Here is a 16,729-nt window from a genome sequence, read left to right on the forward strand (position 1 = left end):
TGATTTAAAATTCTGGCAGAAGTCTCATGGACACCGACATCATGACGATCCGGGAAGTGGCCGAGTATCTCAAGCTGGCGGAGAAAACAGCTTATCATCTTGCCGCCAAGGGCACGATACCGGGTTTCAAGGTTGGAGGTGCTTGGCGCTTTCGACGCAGCGAGATTGACAAGTGGATTGAGCGGCAATCTGCTGAGCAAGCAAGACGAGGGGAGGCGTAATGTCGGGAGCAACAGCCAAGGTTCAGAGCTTAAGCTCTTTCGTTTGGTCCATCGCAGAAATTCTTCGCGGCGACTTCAAGCAATCAGAATACGGCAAAGTGGTCTTGCCCTTCGTCGTGCTTCGCCGTCTTGATTGCTTGCTGGAGGGCTCCAAACAGGCTGTTCTCGATGCTGAAAAAACGCTCCCTGAGAGCGCAGATGACGCGACCCGCGATATGATTTTGTTCGGTGCGGCCGGGCGCAATGTGAAGGTCTACAATACATCCAGCTTCACCTTCGACAGCTTGAAGGGCCAGGACCCCGGCCAGCTCCACCAGAACCTGATCGACTACATCAGGAAGTTCTCGCCGAATGTCTGCGACATCTTCCTCGAAAAATTCCGCTTCACCGATCAACTCAAGCGCCTGAAAGACGGCGGCATCCTCTGGAACGTGTTCGAGCGGTTCTGCGAGATCGACCTGCACCCGGACACGGTCAGCAATCTCGAAATGGGTTACCTGTTCGAGGAGTTGATCCGTCGCTTCTCGGAAATATCGAACGAGACTGCCGGGGAGCACTTCACCCCGCGCGAGGTTATCCGCCTGATCGTCGATCTTCTGATCGCCAATGATGACGCCAAGCTCACCGGGCGCGGCATCATCCGCCAGGTCTATGACCCCGCTTGCGGCACCGGCGGCATGCTCGCACTCACCGAAGAGGCGCTGAAGGACTTCAACCCCAATATCCGCGTGGAGCTGTTCGGGCAGGAGTTGAATGACGAGTCCTTCGGCATCTGCAAATCCGACATGCTGGTCACCGGCCACGATCCCGAGCAGATCGCCTTCGGCAACACGCTCACCAGTGACGCCCACGCGGGAAAGAAATTCCACTACATGCTGTCCAATCCGCCCTACGGCGTGGACTGGAAAAAATATCAGGACCCGATCAAGGCCGAGGCCGAGAATATGGGCTTTGAAGGCCGCTTCGGGGCGGGCACGCCGCGTATCTCCGACGGCCAGCTTCTCTTTCTCCAGCACATGATCTCGAAAATGCGCGACGACGAAGACGGTTCGCGCATTGGCATTGTCATGAACGGCTCGCCGCTCTTCACCGGCGGGGCGCAATCGGGCGAAAGCGAAATCCGCCGATGGATGCTGGAAAATGACTGGGTGGAGGCGATCGTCGCCCTGCCCACCGACCTTTTCTACAACACCGGCATTCAGACCTATGTCTGGCTGTTGGCGAATCGCAAGCCCGCAAGCCGCCAGGGCAAGGTGCAACTCATTGATGCGAGCGGTGAGCGCTTCTGGAAGAGCATGCGTAAATCGTTAGGCTCCAAACGGCGGGAAATTCCTGATGATGCACGCGCCGACATCGTGCGCATTTATGCGGACTTTTTGAATGGCGGGAGCGGTGAATCTGATGTTTCGAAAATCTTCAACACCAGCGATTTTGGATCCCGTGAAATTCGCATCGAGCGTCCCTTGCGGCTGAACTTCCAGGCGAGCAAGGAGCGGCTTGCGCGGCTCGCGGATGAAAAACCGTTCCAGAAGCTGAAAGACGATGAAGCCGATGCCATCCGCGCCGCACTGGCGAACCTGCCGGACACGCTCTTCACCAACCGCGATGTGTTTGAAAAGACGCTTGCCAAGGCTCTCAAGGCCGAAGGCGTCAAAATCGGCGCGCCGGTCAAAAAGGCAATCCTCAGTGCCCTGTCGGAGCGTGATAAGGATGCCGATATTTGCACGGACAATAAGAGCAATCCCGAGCCGGATACCGAGCTTCGCGATCATGAATTGGTGCCGCTTACCGAAGACTGGCGCGAGTATGTCGAGCGCGAGGTCAAACCCTTCGTGCCCGATGCTTGGGTCGATGAAAGCCACACGGACACCCGCGACAAGCAGGTCGGCCGCGTCGGCTACGAGATCAACTTCAACCGCTATTTCTACAAATATGTCCCGCCACGTCCGCTGCAGGAGATCGATGCTGAGCTCAAAGCATTGGAGGCCGAGATCGCGGGGCTCCTGAAGGAGGTGGCGGCGTGAGGACGATGCAGCTTCGACATCTGGCAACGATTACCAACAGCAACGTCGATAAGCTCACTGATCCCGATGAGGTGCCGGTACGCCTCTGCAACTATGTTGACGTTTATAAGAATGACCGAATTACCGATGACATGGCATTCATGGTTGCTTCTGCTACGCAGACTGAAATCAAGAAGTTTGGTCTGAAGGTAGGCGACGTGATTATTACGAAGGACTCCGAGGATCGATCTGATATCGCAGTTCCGGCCTACGTTTCCGAAACCGCACCTGATCTTGTCTGTGGCTATCATCTCGCATTGCTTCGGGGGCGGCCTCAACTAATGAGCGGGGGTTTCCTCTTTTGGGCACTTCAATCGAAGCAAGCGCGGGAAGCGTTCTCAATTGCTGCTGGTGGCGTCACGCGCTTTGGTCTGACGCTTGATGGAATGAAAAGCGTTGTCCTTCCATGCCCCGACCGCGAAACCCAAAAGGCCATCGCGGATTTTCTCGACTTTGAGACCGCCCGCATTGATCAACTGATCGAAAAGAGATCGCAGTTTGCCGAGCTTGTTCATGAACGGCGCTTGGCGATGGTTTCAGCGGCAATCGTTGGTGCAACGACTGATGCTGCGCCCTGGCTTGGTAAATTGCCTGACGGCTGGAAAGCCGAGAGGGCGAAGGTCCACTTTCGAGAAAGCCAACAAAGAAGCGAAACCGGAGAGGAGGAACTCCTGACAGTTTCGCACATCACCGGGGTGACAAAGCGTTCCGAAAAAGACGTCAATATGTTCCTCGCTGAAAGCAACGAGGGGTACAAGCTCGTCGAGCCTGACGATCTCGTCATCAATACGATGTGGGCTTGGATGGGCGCAATGGGCGTAAGTTCAAATCGAGGTCTGATCAGTCCATCTTACGGAATTTATCGACCTGTATCCGAAGCACTAAGGCCGAACTTTGTTGATTTAATGGTTCGCTCTAAACCGTTCATTGCGGAGGCAACTCGGCGCAGCAAAGGAATTCATTCATCACGCCTTCGGCTTTATCCGGACGCGTTCCTTGACATGTTGCTGCCTATTCCCCCAATCGAAAAACAGGATGAGCTTTTGAGCGACCTTGGTCGAAGATTCGAGAAGGAAGACCAACTCCTATTAAAAAATAGGCGGGCAGATGAACTTCTCCGCGAATTCCGCGCCGCGCTCATCACCGCCGCCGTCACCGGCCAGATCGACGTGACCACATGGGCAAAGCAGGGGCAGACCGACCGCCGCCTAGGCCAAATCGAAGAGGATATGTCCGTCCGGGAGGCGCGCGCATGAGAGAAATTCTGGGAAAGGCCAAAACCGTCCGCGAGCTGTTAAAGGGCGTGAAATATTCGATAGACTACTATCAGCGTGAATATAAGTGGGGTGAGAAGCAAGCGACCGAGCTTGTCAACGACCTCGTGACCAAGTTCCTTGAGGAGTATGACGAAAACCACGACCGCAAGAAGGTGGCGGATTATCCGCACTATTTTCTCGGCTCGATCATTATCAGCAAGAAGGACAGCGCGAGTTTTATTGTAGACGGTCAGCAGCGCCTGACCAGTTTGTCTTTGTTTGTTATCTTGCTCCACAACCTTGAGCGGGAGCGGAAGGACAAGGTTCAGATCGACGAGTTGATCTTCTCCGAACGGTTCGGTGAGAAATCCTTCAACCTTGATGTCGCCGAGCGCTCGCCATGTATGGAGGCGCTCTTCGAGGGACAGGCCTTTGATGTCACCGATGCGCAAGAGTCGGTGAGAAACCTCTACGACCGTTATCAGGATATCGAGGCCGCTTTCCCGTCAGATGTACGCGGTAAGGCTTTGCCGTATTTCATCGACTGGCTGATGGAAAACGTCCACCTGGTCGAGATTACGGCCTATTCCGACGACGACGCCTACACAATCTTCGAAACGATGAATGACCGTGGGCTGTCGCTTAGCCCCACGGACATGCTCAAGGGCTACTTGCTCGCCAACATCGAGGAAGAGGCCCGAGTAGACGCCAACAATCGCTGGAAAGGTCGCATTCGCGAGCTTGCCGAATGGGACAAGGAGGTCGATGCTGACTTCTTCAAGGCATGGTTCCGGAGCCAATACGCTACGAAAATCCGTGAGCGTAAGAAGGGCGCGAAGCAAGAGGACTTCGACCGCATCGGCACCGAATACCACCGCTGGCTACGCGATTCCCGCCGTCAGGTTGGGTTGGAAAAGCAGACCGATTTCCTACGGTTTATCAACATCGACTTTGACTTCTATTCGAAGCAATATCTGCGCTTGTTGAACGCATCGACCAAGGTGACACCGGGGCTGGAGCATGTTTGCTACAATGCCTGGAACGGCTTCACCCAGCAGTACATGCTGTTGCTTGCTCCCCTGAAGCCCAGCGACACGCCGGATCAGATCACCCAGAAAATCCGCATCACAGCAAAATTCATCGACATATTGCTGACATGGCGTCTCTGGAACTTTCGCAGCATCGCATACTCGACCATGCAGTACGCGATGTTCCTGGTTATGCGCGACATCCGTGGTTGCGACGTCAATAGCCTCGCACAGCTCCTTTTTGAGAAGCTGCAAGCCGAAGAAGAAAATTTCGACACCAACAGCGAATATCACCGGCAGGGAATCGGACTTTATGTGCATCAGCAGAACCGGAAGGTGCTGCACCGGATTCTTGCGCGCTTGACCGATTATGTGGAGGTCGGCTCAGGCATGGCCTCGCGGTTTGAGGAATTGGCTGGTGGTGGGAATGTCACATACGAGGTCGAGCATATTTGGGCGGATCACTTCGAACGCCATACCGACGAATTCGAACATCCCGCCGACTTCTCAGAACACCGCAATCGTGTCGGCGGCCTTTTATTGCTGCCCAAGTCGTTCAACGCCAGCTACGGTGACAGGCCATACTCTGAGAAGTTGGAGCATTATTTCTCGCAAAATCTTCTCGCGAAATCGCTTCATCCGAATTGCTACAAACATAATCCTGGCTTCATGCGCGTCATCGAATCTCATGACCTGCCATTTGAGCCTATGACTGAATTTAAGAAGGAAAGCATCGACGCGCGGGGCGAACTTTATCGGCAGATTGCAAAGTGCGTCTGGAACCCGGCCAGCTTGTTGGAGGAGGTTTCAGAATGACCGCCCACACCGCCTATGATGTGCACAAAGAAAAGGTTCTGCAAGAATACCTGATTCAGCAGCTTGTGGCGGGCGAAGGCTATCAGCGGCGCGTTGCGGAAAAGCACTATGATGCCGCGCTCGCTATGGATCGGGAACTGGTTCTGCGATTCATCCAAGAGACGCAAGCGGAGGCCTGGGAGAAGCTGAGCCAGCATTATACAGCTTCGGCTGAGGAGGTGTTCTTCAAGCAGCTCGACAAAGCGCTGAAGGATCGCGGGCTTCTCGACGTGCTCCGTCAGGGGATCAAGATCGTTCCCGGCATTCCTTTTTCATTGTGCTACTTCCGCCCTGCGAGCGGGCTGGAGCCCAAACGCCTCGCCGAGTATGAGGCGAATATCCTCAGTGTGATGGATGAGGTCGTCTATAGCCAGAAGCGCGGCAACCGGCTGGACGTGGTTTTGTTCCTGAATGGCCTGCCCATTGCCACGATTGAGGCGAAGAACCTTCTCACCGGCACGACGTTTCGCCATGCCGAGCGGCAATACAAACAGGACCGCTCCCCGGCGGGCGAGCCGCTGCTGACCTTCAAGCGCGGGGCGCTCGTCCATTTCGCCATCGACGAAGACAATGTGTCGATGACAACGCGCCTACAGAACGGCAAGACGCGGTTCCTGCCGTTCAATCGCGGACGCGACGGCGGTGCGGGCAATCCGGATGTCGAGGATGAACACCGCATCGCCTATCTCTACCGTTCAGGCGATTGGGGCAAGGCGATCTTCTCGCGCGCCGTGCTCATCGACGTGATCGGCCAGTTCATGACCATGGAAGTCACCGGCAAAAACGAAGTGATGATCTTCCCGCGCTTTCAGCAACTGGCCGCAGTGCGCAAGATCATGGCGGATGCGAAGGCGCATGGCGCGGGCAACAATTATCTTGTTCAGCACTCAGCAGGCTCAGGCAAATCCAACACCATCGGCTGGCTCGCGCATCACGCCATCAATCTGCACGATACCGACGATAGCCAAGTTTTTCATACCGCGATTATCGTCACCGACCGCGTTGTGCTCGACCGGCAGCTTCAAAGCACGGTCTCGCAGTTCGAGCAAACGCAAGGCGTCGTCAAGAAGATCGACGGCACATCGCGGCAGTTGAAGGACGCCATCGCCAAGGGCGCACGGATCATCGTTACGACGATCCAGAAATTCTCGACCGATCACCTGAAAGCGCTTTCCGGCCAGGGCAAACGCAATTTCGCAGTGATCATCGATGAGGCGCATTCCAGCCAATCCGGCAAAAGCGCCCAAGCGATGACCGATGCGCTGACCCGCGAAGCGACATCAAGCGACGATATCGAAGACCTGATTGCCGAGTATCAGAAGGCGCGCGGGCCGCAATCGAATATCAGCTTCTTCGCCTTCACCGCGACACCGCGCAATGTGACGCTGGAACGGTTTGGCGTACAAGGGCCGGACGGCCTGCCGCACCCGTTCCATCTTTATTCTATGCGCCAGGCGATGGAAGAGGGCTTCATTCTGGACGTGCTCCAGAATTACATGACCTACAAAGCCTACTACCAGCTCGAAAAGACAATCGAGGACGACCCGGAGCTGAGTGGACGGCGTGGTCAGCGAAAAGTGGCGCGCTACGCCAATTTGCACGCCACAGCCATCGGCCAGAAGGTGGAAATCATCGTCGAGCATTTCCGTCGCCATGTCATGGGCATGCTGAACGGGCAGGCAAAGGCTATGATCGTCACACAGAGCCGCGAGCATGCACTGCGCTATTATTTCGGGGTGAAGAAATACATTGCCGATCAGGGCTATGCGGATTTGAAGGCGCTGGTCGCATTTTCAGGCGAGTTGGAACTGGACGGGCAGACCTACACCGAGGCCGAACTAAACGATTTCTCCGAGACGGAGCTTCCCGGTCGCTTTGACGGCTTCAAGCCCGATGGCACGCCGTACCCCGACAGCTATCAAATCCTGATCGTCGCGGAGAAATACCAAACCGGCTTCGACCAGCCCAAGCTTTGCGCCATGTATGTTGACCGTAAGCTTGCCGGGCTTCAGGCGGTGCAGACGCTTTCCCGCCTTAACCGCACACGCGCCGGGAAGGACCAGACTTTCATCCTGGACTTCCAGAACACGATTGAGGACATCCAGACAGCCTTCAAGCCCTTCTATGAGGCGACAACGGTCGAAGCCATGTCCGATCCCAATCAGGTCTATGACCTTGAAGGGCGGCTCTACCGGTTCGGTTATCTCGACAAGGATGAAATCGAGCGCTTTGCGCAGACATATTTCAAAGGGCAATTAAGCGGTTCAGATCGCGCGCGGCTGGAAGGATTGGTGCGCCTCGCCGTTGGTCGCTTCGAAGTCGATGACGACGAAGGACGGCAGGAGGAATTTCGCCAGCTTCTCAAAAGCTATGGCCGTTTTTACAACTTCATTGCGCAGGTGATCCGCCTCGAAGATACGAGCCTCGAAAAACTCGCATCCTATGGGGCTTGGCTTTCACGTCTTCTACCCAACCGCGAAGTTCCGCCGGAGATTGAGATCACCGAAGATATGCTGCGCCTTCAGGCCTTCAAGGTCGAGCAGAAGGAGGCAGGCAGCGCATCTCTTTCCGCTGGCGACACCGAGGCATTGAAGGCGATCAGCGAGTTCGGCGCAAAGCCCTACACCGAAGACGAGAAGAAAGAGCTATCCGAGATAGTGCGGGCATTCAATGACCGTCACGGCACCGAGTTCACCGAATCCGACATGATCCGGTTTGAACAAGTTAACCGCGAGATCATGGACGAGGACATGACGGAGATGCTGCGGAACAACCCGCCCGATGTCGTCTACGCCGCGTTCCGCGATGCCTTCTTCCAGGGCGCAATCCGCATGTTCCAACGTGACAATGAAATGAAGAATATTGTGCTGACCGATGCAGAAGCGCGGGATAAGGCGACGAGACACTTCTTCAATCGCGCACTTCGCGAGGCACAGGAAGGCGGGCGATAAATTTGGCAACTCAATCTGAACTCACGGCTACTTTCTGTCAGCGTCCGCAAAACTATGCATGGTTTCTTGGCGCGGGCACGTCCCGCAGTGCAGGTCTGCCGACCGCTACCGACATCATCTGGGATCTGAAACGCCGCCACTATTGCCGCGAAGAAAATCAGGACATTTCGCGTCAAGACATTCAAAGCGATGCCGTCAAAGCACGTATTCAGACCTATATGGATGCGCACGGCTTCCCCGAATTGTGGGCAGATCAGGAATACACAACCTATTTCGAGAAAATTTTCGGCGACGAAAGGGAGCGCCAGCGCCAGTATATGAGTGCCATGCTGGCGGAAGATAAAGTTGCATTGTCGGTGGGGAACCGTGTACTCGGTGCGTTGCTCGCAAGTGGAATGTGCCGGGCCGTATTTACAACCAATTTTGACAGCGTCGTCGAGAAATCGGTTGCCGAAGTTGGTGGTCAGTCACTCTCAGCATTCCACATCGAAGGATCTCATGCAGCTAATAACGCGCTCAACAACGAAGAATTCCCCATTTATTGCAAGCTGCACGGCGATTTTCGCTATGACAGCATCAAGAACCTAAGTGCCGATCTGGAAAAACAAAATCAGGAACTTTCCGCCTGCCTTGTGAATGCATCCAACCGGTTCGGCTTTATCGTTGCCGGTTATAGCGGGCGCGATGAGAGCGTCATGTCGTTGTTGAGACAGGCTCTGGAATCGACCAATCCGTTTCCGCACGGAATTTACTGGACCAGCTTGAAGGGCAGTGCCGTACACCCTGCGGTAACGGAGTTTCTTGCGGCTGCGCAGAAGAAGGGGGTGACTGCCGAGCTTGTCGAGATTGAGACGTTTGATACGTTGATGCTTCGCCTATGGCGGAACATCGAAGCCAAGTCGCCCGACATGGATGCCAAGGTGCGTAAGGCACATCTATCGGAAGTGAATATTCCCCGGCCGTTATCCGGGCAACAACAGCCGCTCCTGCGGCTTAATGCCCTTCCCATACTGGATATGCCGTCAGAATGCTTGTCGCTGTCTTTCAAGCAACCCGTTGATTGGGATGAAGTTAGAAGGGTTGCAAGCGCATCGGAGCAAACGCTGGTTTTGAGCAAATCCGATACGGTGTGGTGCTGGGGGAAGGAAGATGATGCCCGCCGGGGATTTGCAGGGTCCGTCGAGACCGTGGAATCCCGTGCGTTGCCGGATGATATTCGTAAGCCGGAAAACCTGCATCTAAAAGGCTTTATCGAAGAGGCTCTGGGATATGCATTGGCACGCGGGCGTCCCTTGCTCGTCCGTGCACGCCACGGATCGGTGTTCCTGATTGCCGATCAGCATGCCGACGATGTTGGCGGCCTCGATCCGTTGTTCCAGCTTGTCGGTAAAACATCTGGAAAGGTGCCGGGCGTCTTTACAGTACCCACTCCCGAAAAGCCGAATTCCGAACCGGTGGATTGGGCTGAAGCGCTGCGGATATCCGTCGATCAGAAGGGAGGCAGTCTCTGGCTTATCATCGATCCGGACATCTGGATATGGCCGCCCCGCGCCCGTGCCAATGCCCGTGACTTTCTGGACAGAAGGCGCAGCGACCGGAAGAATGACAAGTTCAACGCGCTTTTGGATGCGTGGGTTCAGTTGCTCTTTGATACTGAAGAGCGCAACTCTGAAATCACGGTCACGCCGTTTTCTGACGGGAATAAGATTGAAAATCCGCGTTTTCGCATAGGCAACAGGACAGCATTCTCGCGGAGGCTGGTCGCATGATCGCGAGCGCAGGAGAGCTGAGCGGCTATGCGACGCTGCCCGAGCCGGAGCTTGTCTTTGCCGGTGGCCGAACCGGTAGGCACCCGTTGATGGGGTTGATCAATCACGGTCCGTACGGCCTGAAATTCGGTGCGCCCGCCAAGCTCCGCCTGGCGCTTCTCGCTCCCAAGACGAACATGGGTAAGCTCACCCAGTTGGTTCAGGAGTTGAAGGGTACTGCGCAAGTGCGGGAAGCACCAAACTACTATCCCGAATATCCCGGCTTTGAAGCACTGTTTCGCATTCCCGTCGCCGATCAGGATGACACTCTGGCTATTTCCTTTCCCGATGAACTGGATAGGCATGCGCAGGCCGGGCAGAAGGCTGAACTCGCAAAAGGCTTGTTTCAGTGTATCGCCCAGCTTCGGAGCGTACGCAGCAATTTTGACATCGCGCTTGTATATTTGCCGCAAAGCTGGGCCGCGTGTTTCGAGGGTGAAAATTTCAATTTCCACGATTATCTCAAGGCGTATTGCGCACCTTCGAATATTCCGATCCAGATCGTCCGTGAGAAGAGCTTCGAGCGCCGCTGCCGCGCCAATGTAATGTGGGGCATGAGCGTCGCGATCTATGCTAAGGCGGGAGGCGTACCCTGGAAGCTCACCGGATTGAACAAAGATGAAGCGTTCATCGGTATCAGCTACGCGATGAAGACTGACAAATCCGGTAACTTCTACACGACGTGTTGCAGCCAGGTATTTGACCCGGATGGAACCGGATTCCGTTTTGTGGCCTATGATGCTCGCGAGTTCACGCAGGACAGTAAGAAAAATCCCTATCTGTCATACTATGAGATGCAGTCGGTCCTCTCACGCAGCCTTGAAATTTACCAGAGCGGTCATTTTGGACGCGTGCCGCGCAAGATCACAGTCCACAAGAACACGCCGTTTCAGGAGCAGGAGATATTGGGTGCGCTCGATACGTTCCGTGACGGCACGGACGTTGAGCTTGTCCAGATCGTAAAGGGCACGAACTGGAAGGGCATCCGCTTTGACAACAAGAAACCTCCCGAAGCCCACGGATATCCGGTCGTACGGGGTACGTACATCCCGATTGAGCGCAACGAGGCTCTTCTCTGGACACAGGGCAGTGTGACCGGTGTCAACGTCAAGAATCCGAATTACAATGTCTATAAGGAAGGGCCTCTAAAGCCCACGCCTTCGCCGGTTCTGGTTCGCCGTTTTTCAGGCGCAGGCGGGTGGCACGAAACCTGTTCGGGTATTCTTGGCCTTACCAAAATGGATTGGAACAACAATACTCTGTACAAGAAGTTGCCGGTTACGCTTGTCTATTCCAAAGCGTTCGCAGACATCATTCAGCAAAACAAGGACATGGTTGATAGTGTCTATGACTTTAGGAATTTTATGTAGATGCACAAGCGAGCAAGTCATCAGAAAGATGTAAATCACCGGCTGCCGGGCGGCTATGGAGGGCGGTATGCATACTTGTCCGCCACCGCTTGAGGCACTCGGTAAATGGTTGGAAGAGCATCCTTCGACCAACGGCAATTTTGGTCACCTGCTCCTGTTACAAAAAGACGTTGATGGCGCTGCCGTCCGGGATGCCCTGCGTCCGTATTTCGAGTCCGCACATCTGGACGCACGGCAGATATTTCATGCCGATATCGGCATTGACCTTCATCCCGATGCAGGCGACTGCGGCGAAGCGCCTATAGAATATCCCGGCTGTCTTCCCAGAACGACGCGAAAGGGCCTGTTTGGTGAAGTAATGGCTGGGCTTGTGACCGAAAGTTACGAATTGGTTGGAAAACATGAATGGTGTGTGCCGATCTTTTTGTTCCGGTACCATGAAGATGCGCGGAACTACCTGTTTGCGCTGGCTCGTGATCCGGAACGGAAGCGCCAGACCATCGGACGTCTCGGCTCGGATTTCATAGGTTTGCTGCTTGGCGACGATGGTACTGTGATCCGCTTCATCGCTGGCGAAGCCAAATGGCGGAAAACTCTCACGCCATCGGCCGTGGACACACTGATGCACGGCAAGAAGATAGACGATCCCGAGGGCGGTGAAGAGAAGGTTCATTCCGGCAAAGGCGTCTGGAATGATGTGAATAACGATCCGCCGGTTCCCATCGGCGTGCGGCAACTCATGAGGCTTTTGCAGGAACACGATCCGGACGGCTATGATGCGGCTATCCTGTCGATGGAGCGCTCCCTTGTTCTGAACAACCCAGAACCGCTTCCCCGCACTGATCTTATCATTGTTGTCGGTAATGGGGCCGCCACGCGCGAAAAAATGGACTGTCTTTTGCCGTGGGAAGATATGCCTGATAACTATACCGCAGGGCACGATCTGCAATTGGTAGAAGTCATCTTGAAGGATGGCGAAGAATTGATCGACGCCCTCTACGAGAGTCTTTGGTCTGACGGAGGCGGCAATGCCTGAACTTGACCAAGACCGGATAGCTATAGCCGAAGAATTGATGCGCCAGATTGCCGCTGAGGACGCGCTCACACCTATACAGGCGCGGTCTTTCGTTCGCGGATTGCAGACGAGTTGGGAAGTGCCGCCCATTCAGTGGAATGCGGCGGAATCCCGGTCACAGCTTGGCGATGCGCGGCGGCTGCTCGACGCCGCCGTTATATTCCGTAAGGTTGAAGGAGAAGCATCCGCAAATGCCATTCAATGCTACCGTCGCGCCGGTGAATTGCTTGAATGGCTCACGCGCGCCCGCGACGAACTGGAAACATTCATTCCTCTGGAACTACTGGCCGCGGCTTCCTATCAGCTCGGGGGGCTACCTGCGATGGCCGCCGCTTTGCTTGCTCAAGCGCCGCAGGATAACCTCGGAACGCGACTCTATGCCGGATTTCTGGGCGCAGATTTTGACGGTGTAATCCGCACAGTTACCGAATTCTGGCGCAATCATCTGGACATAACGGATCGGGAGGCCACCGGGCGCCTTTTGCAGGAAGACGGTGATGACAAAGTCACATGGTATTTTACCGTTGAACTGGTACGCGCGCTTGGTGCTATGGCGGATGCCCTGCGCCGTGGTGATAATTCCCGGCGGGATCGCGTACTTGCTAAGCTCGGGGCGCTCGACCGCATGGCTGCCCGCACTTTGGGGGATGAGATATCAGCGCTTGTGACACTCTTGTATCAAGTCGCGATTTCGTATCGGACTGCCAGCATATACGATCCAATCCGTGCACTCGGTAATCTCAATCCGGAACGGGCCCCGCGTTTGGAGCGTTTTGCGCGAACCCAATTCAACCGCAAGCGCGGTATCCTCTGGACATCACAGCGGCAGGGAATCGCGCGGCTTCTTGAGGAATCGTCCTTTGCGCTCTGTACGCCGACTGGCTCAGGCAAGACGCTCGTTGCCAACCTCGCGCTCGTCAAGGAGCTTCTCTTGCGGGACCATGATCAACCGGCTCCACTGGCCCTGTATCTCGTTCCATCGAGGGCGCTTGCAGGTGAGGTCGAGGCAAAACTAACAGACGAACTTGGCAGGGACTTGATCGTTACAGGTCTGTATGGCGGTGCTGACTGGGGCGTGACCGACTATTGGCTGGATGCAGATAGGCCCACCGTTCTCGTCGCAACCGTGGAAAAGGCCGATGCGTTGATGCGTTATCTCGGTCCGCTGTTACTCGGTCGATTACAGCTATTGATCGTCGATGAAGCGCATCAGGTCGTTCCCGATGATAAAGAACGGGCGGTAGCCGATTTTGCTGAGCATTCCAGCCGTTCAATCCGCCTGGAAGGATTTGTTTCGCGGCTGCTCGCACAATCGCCCGATATTGTCAGGATTGCGTTGACCGCAGTTGCAGGCGGCGCTGCGCCGCCGGTCGCGCGCTGGATTGAGGGCCGGGACGACGCTGAGGCCGTTGGAACGCATTATCGCAGTACAAGACAAATCGTAGGTGTTCTGGAGACCGCGCCGGGCAGTGCCGGGCGCATGCTGCTTGAACTTATAAACGGGCGTCCGCTTTTCGTACGCGGCCGCGATGAGCCGGTTTATTTGCGCTTGCGCACGCCGCCCATGCCGCAACTTCCGGCTACGATGCGAAACAGCATCTACAGATTTAACGAACTGGACGTTTTGTGGACGGCTCTGCATCTGACGGATAGCGAGCGCCGGATACTTATTTCGGTTGCGCAGCAGCCGGAAAAAACAATGGGATGGTACAAGGACGCCCTTGGACTCGCTGCATGGCAGGACGCCCTGACTTTTGAGCCGCCTGATGACGAAAATGAACGGGCTCGATTTGAAGAAACCAAAGCGGCCTGCATCGATTACTGCGGCGCTGATTCCTACGAGCTTGCGTTGCTTGACCGCGGCATCGCCACGAACCATGGCCAAATGCCACAGCGGCTGCGACGGCTTATGACCGATCTAATCGACCGCGGAATCTGCCCGATCACGGTGGCTACGGCCACCCTTACCGAAGGCGTCAATCTGCCTTTTGATATCATATTCGTTACGGCACTGAAGCGTCGGACCTATGATCCGATCAACAACACATCCATTGAAGCGCCCCTTTCCACTGCTGAGTTTCGCAACCTGTCAGGGCGTGCTGGGCGGCCAGGTGCCAGCAATGGCATGGAAGGTATCACTTTGGTTGCTTTACCAAGGCGTCTTTCGGCGACGGCTCCGAAACAGATGCCAATTCAGCGTCGTCAGATTCTTGCTCTTAGTAGTGATTACAACTCACTCAGGCAACGGCTTCTTGCCGAAGAGCTTGAGCAGGTCGAAGTCCGCAGTTCCCTCGCCCTATTGTTACATAGCATCGCAGAACGTGCGCAGGATTTACTCGGCTTGGAAGGCGATGCTTTTCTGGATTGGCTTGAAATCGCCATTCCTGACCAAATCAGCGATAAAGCCGGTAGGGCCGATACATCCGAAGAGAGCCGACTTGCCGATAGCGTAGATGAGTTGGACAGTGTTCTGCTCAGTGCTCTTGAAGAGATTGGGCGTGTCCGGGAAGAGGGGCTCGAAGGGGCGGCCGCCGAAGAGTTTCTTGTTCGTCTTTGGCGCAGGACATTTTCCGCCTACGCTGCGATTCAGGAGGATTGGCTGGAACGTGCATTTGTGCGGCGCGGGCATGCCATTTCTGAGCGGATTTATCCTGATGCGGAAGAGCGAAGCCGGCTGTATCAATACGGTTTTGCGCCCTATGTCGGACGCCGTTTTGAAGCGATAGCGCCAGCCATGAGAGATATCATCGAAGGTGCTCAGGGGTATGGCAATGCCAACAACGAAGATCGCTTTGAGGTATTCGCCGCGCTTGGCGCGTTGGTAGCTGACGACCGGGGTTATGGATTTCGGGTCAGGTCAACCGAAACTGATCGCGCGCTTCTGGATCATTGGCAAGATGTACTGGGATGGTGGATGAAACTGCCGGACGCGGCAGTGCCGGATGCCAGCCAGCTCCGCGCGTGGCAGAGATTTGTCGCCGACAACATCGATTTTCGTCTGGGCGTCGCGATAGGGGCAGTTGTCGCGCGGGCTTGGTCTGACGGTGCCGGTGAGGCTCTTGCGATACCGTCGCTTGAGGCATGGAAAGAAACGACGGAATTGCCTTGGTTCGGCTTCTGGGCACGCGAAATGCTTCGATGGGGGACGCTGGACCCGTTTGTTGCATTCGCGCTGGCTCAAGGTTTGGCACGGACACGTGACGAGGCCGCTGAGCGCCGTGCAGAATTCGAGACGTGGCTGGCGGAGAATTATGACGATATCAGCGCCGAAGACTTTATAGACCCGCAGTACTTCCTCGCTTGGCAACGTAGCTTGCCGCAGCCGGAACGCGCTGCGGCCCGCGCGAACAGTATTGTGGCCGAACTCAGCGGTACGACTGGAGAACGTGGCCTGTATCGCGTTGTGCCGATCGTGACTGATGATTTTATCAATTGGATCGATGCTGCCGGATACCTCCTGGCCCATTCACCGAGGGAAGGTTCTCCGTTTCGCGGCAGGCTCCATCGTCAGGATTTTGAACTTCACACAGATGCGGACGATCCATATGTGGACCGCAGTTATGCTGGGTGGTGAGGGGAGATATTTATTATCGCCTCATAGTATTGTGGTTCATGTTCATATCCTTATCGTGTCGGAGATATGGCGCAGGCCGAAAAAGTGAGGCAGGCTCATGGTGCGATCTCTTCGATGCACACGCTTTCCACTAAACGGAGCGGGATGGCGAGACGATAGTGCGTCGATTTGCGCCTTGGCGCCGTTCTGCTTCGATGACAATTTGCGCAAATCATAATAGCCAATCCGTTACATTGAGTGTTTGGCTCGCATCTTCCGGTGCCCGATAATATTCCTTGCGGCGCTTCAAAAGCGTACCCGCCACGCCAGTGAGCAGGGAGGGCCCCGGCCTTGAGGCCAAGTTGACGGCGGATCGAGGATTGTACGCTGTTACGGTAGAGGATTTCGCCTTCAATTTCAGAAGTATCGTAACCGGCCGGTTGCTACCGCGGCGATTGGGCCTTGATGCGGGCGACGAGATCGGCGTCATGGACGAAGTCGTCGAGGAACTCATGCCAAGTTTTGGGAGTTATGCGCGCGGCAGTGAGC

9 protein-coding genes and 1 pseudogene are annotated in these 16,729 nt (G+C 55.4%); 9 read left to right on the forward strand and 1 reads right to left on the reverse strand.

The features are described from left to right. Positions 1–26: 26 nt before the first annotated feature. From mads1 to ACSR1C_RS19205, 9 genes are all read left to right on the forward strand, one after another. On the forward strand, positions 27–221 hold the full coding sequence (gene mads1 / locus ACSR1C_RS19165; RefSeq protein WP_460260693.1) for a methylation-associated defense system helix-turn-helix domain-containing protein MAD1: 195 nt from the start codon (positions 27–29) through the stop codon (positions 219–221). Beyond that, entirely contained in the window at positions 221–2,245 is a 2,025-nt protein-coding gene (locus ACSR1C_RS19170) for a type I restriction-modification system subunit M (protein WP_460260694.1), read from the forward strand. The genes mads1 and ACSR1C_RS19170 overlap by 1 nt, the downstream gene beginning before the upstream one ends. Further along, positions 2,242–3,540, forward strand: a complete 1,299-nt coding sequence (locus ACSR1C_RS19175; RefSeq protein ID WP_460260695.1) for a restriction endonuclease subunit S — start codon at positions 2,242–2,244, stop codon at positions 3,538–3,540. The genes ACSR1C_RS19170 and ACSR1C_RS19175 overlap by 4 nt, the downstream gene beginning before the upstream one ends. Further along, positions 3,537–5,384 (forward strand): DUF262 domain-containing protein, encoded by a 1,848-nt coding sequence (locus ACSR1C_RS19180; protein ID WP_460260696.1) that lies wholly within the window; start codon positions 3,537–3,539, stop codon positions 5,382–5,384. The genes ACSR1C_RS19175 and ACSR1C_RS19180 overlap by 4 nt, the downstream gene beginning before the upstream one ends. Beyond that, positions 5,381–8,374 carry a type I restriction endonuclease subunit R gene (locus ACSR1C_RS19185; protein ID WP_460260697.1) on the forward strand — a complete coding sequence of 998 codons (2,994 nt, stop codon included), beginning with the start codon at positions 5,381–5,383 and terminating at the stop codon, positions 8,372–8,374. Before ACSR1C_RS19180 ends, ACSR1C_RS19185 begins: the two co-directional genes overlap by 4 nt. A gap of 2 nt (positions 8,375–8,376) precedes the next feature. After that, positions 8,377–10,143, forward strand: coding sequence for an SIR2 family protein (locus ACSR1C_RS19190; RefSeq protein WP_460260698.1), 1,767 nt, complete (start codon positions 8,377–8,379; stop codon positions 10,141–10,143). After that, complete coding sequence (locus ACSR1C_RS19195) at positions 10,140–11,552, forward strand: argonaute/piwi family protein (protein WP_460260699.1); 1,413 nt, start codon at positions 10,140–10,142, stop codon at positions 11,550–11,552. The genes ACSR1C_RS19190 and ACSR1C_RS19195 overlap by 4 nt, the downstream gene beginning before the upstream one ends. A 67-nt stretch (positions 11,553–11,619) precedes the next feature. Continuing rightward, the gene (locus tag ACSR1C_RS19200) at positions 11,620–12,588 is read left to right on the forward strand and encodes a hypothetical protein (RefSeq protein WP_460260700.1); all 969 of its coding nucleotides are present in this window, start codon (positions 11,620–11,622) and stop codon (positions 12,586–12,588) included. Beyond that, positions 12,581–16,201: a DEAD/DEAH box helicase gene (locus ACSR1C_RS19205; protein WP_460260701.1), complete on the forward strand. Its 3,621-nt coding sequence runs from the start codon at positions 12,581–12,583 to the stop codon at positions 16,199–16,201. The genes ACSR1C_RS19200 and ACSR1C_RS19205 overlap by 8 nt, the downstream gene beginning before the upstream one ends. Positions 16,202–16,296: 95 nt before the next feature. On the opposite strand, the pseudogene ACSR1C_RS19210 reads toward ACSR1C_RS19205, so the two are convergent. Further along, positions 16,297–16,599: pseudogene (locus ACSR1C_RS19210) on the reverse strand (hypothetical protein); the annotation flags it as partial. Positions 16,600–16,729: the final 130 nt, after the last annotated feature.

The organism is Actibacterium sp. D185-2, from assembly GCF_054954595.1.

Excerpts from the sequence above, each read along its gene's own strand:
- mads1 (WP_460260693.1), top strand. The coding sequence starts at position 27 with ATGGACACCGACATCATGACGATCCGGGAAGTGGCCGAGTATCTCAAG.
- ACSR1C_RS19170 (WP_460260694.1), top strand. The coding sequence starts at position 221 with ATGTCGGGAGCAACAGCCAAGGTTCAGAGCTTAAGCTCTTTCGTTTGG.
- ACSR1C_RS19180 (WP_460260696.1), top strand. The coding sequence starts at position 3,537 with ATGAGAGAAATTCTGGGAAAGGCCAAAACCGTCCGCGAGCTGTTAAAG.
- ACSR1C_RS19185 (WP_460260697.1), top strand. The coding sequence starts at position 5,381 with ATGACCGCCCACACCGCCTATGATGTGCACAAAGAAAAGGTTCTGCAA.
- ACSR1C_RS19195 (WP_460260699.1), top strand. The coding sequence starts at position 10,140 with ATGATCGCGAGCGCAGGAGAGCTGAGCGGCTATGCGACGCTGCCCGAG.
- ACSR1C_RS19200 (WP_460260700.1), top strand. The coding sequence starts at position 11,620 with ATGCATACTTGTCCGCCACCGCTTGAGGCACTCGGTAAATGGTTGGAA.
- ACSR1C_RS19205 (WP_460260701.1), top strand. The coding sequence starts at position 12,581 with ATGCCTGAACTTGACCAAGACCGGATAGCTATAGCCGAAGAATTGATG.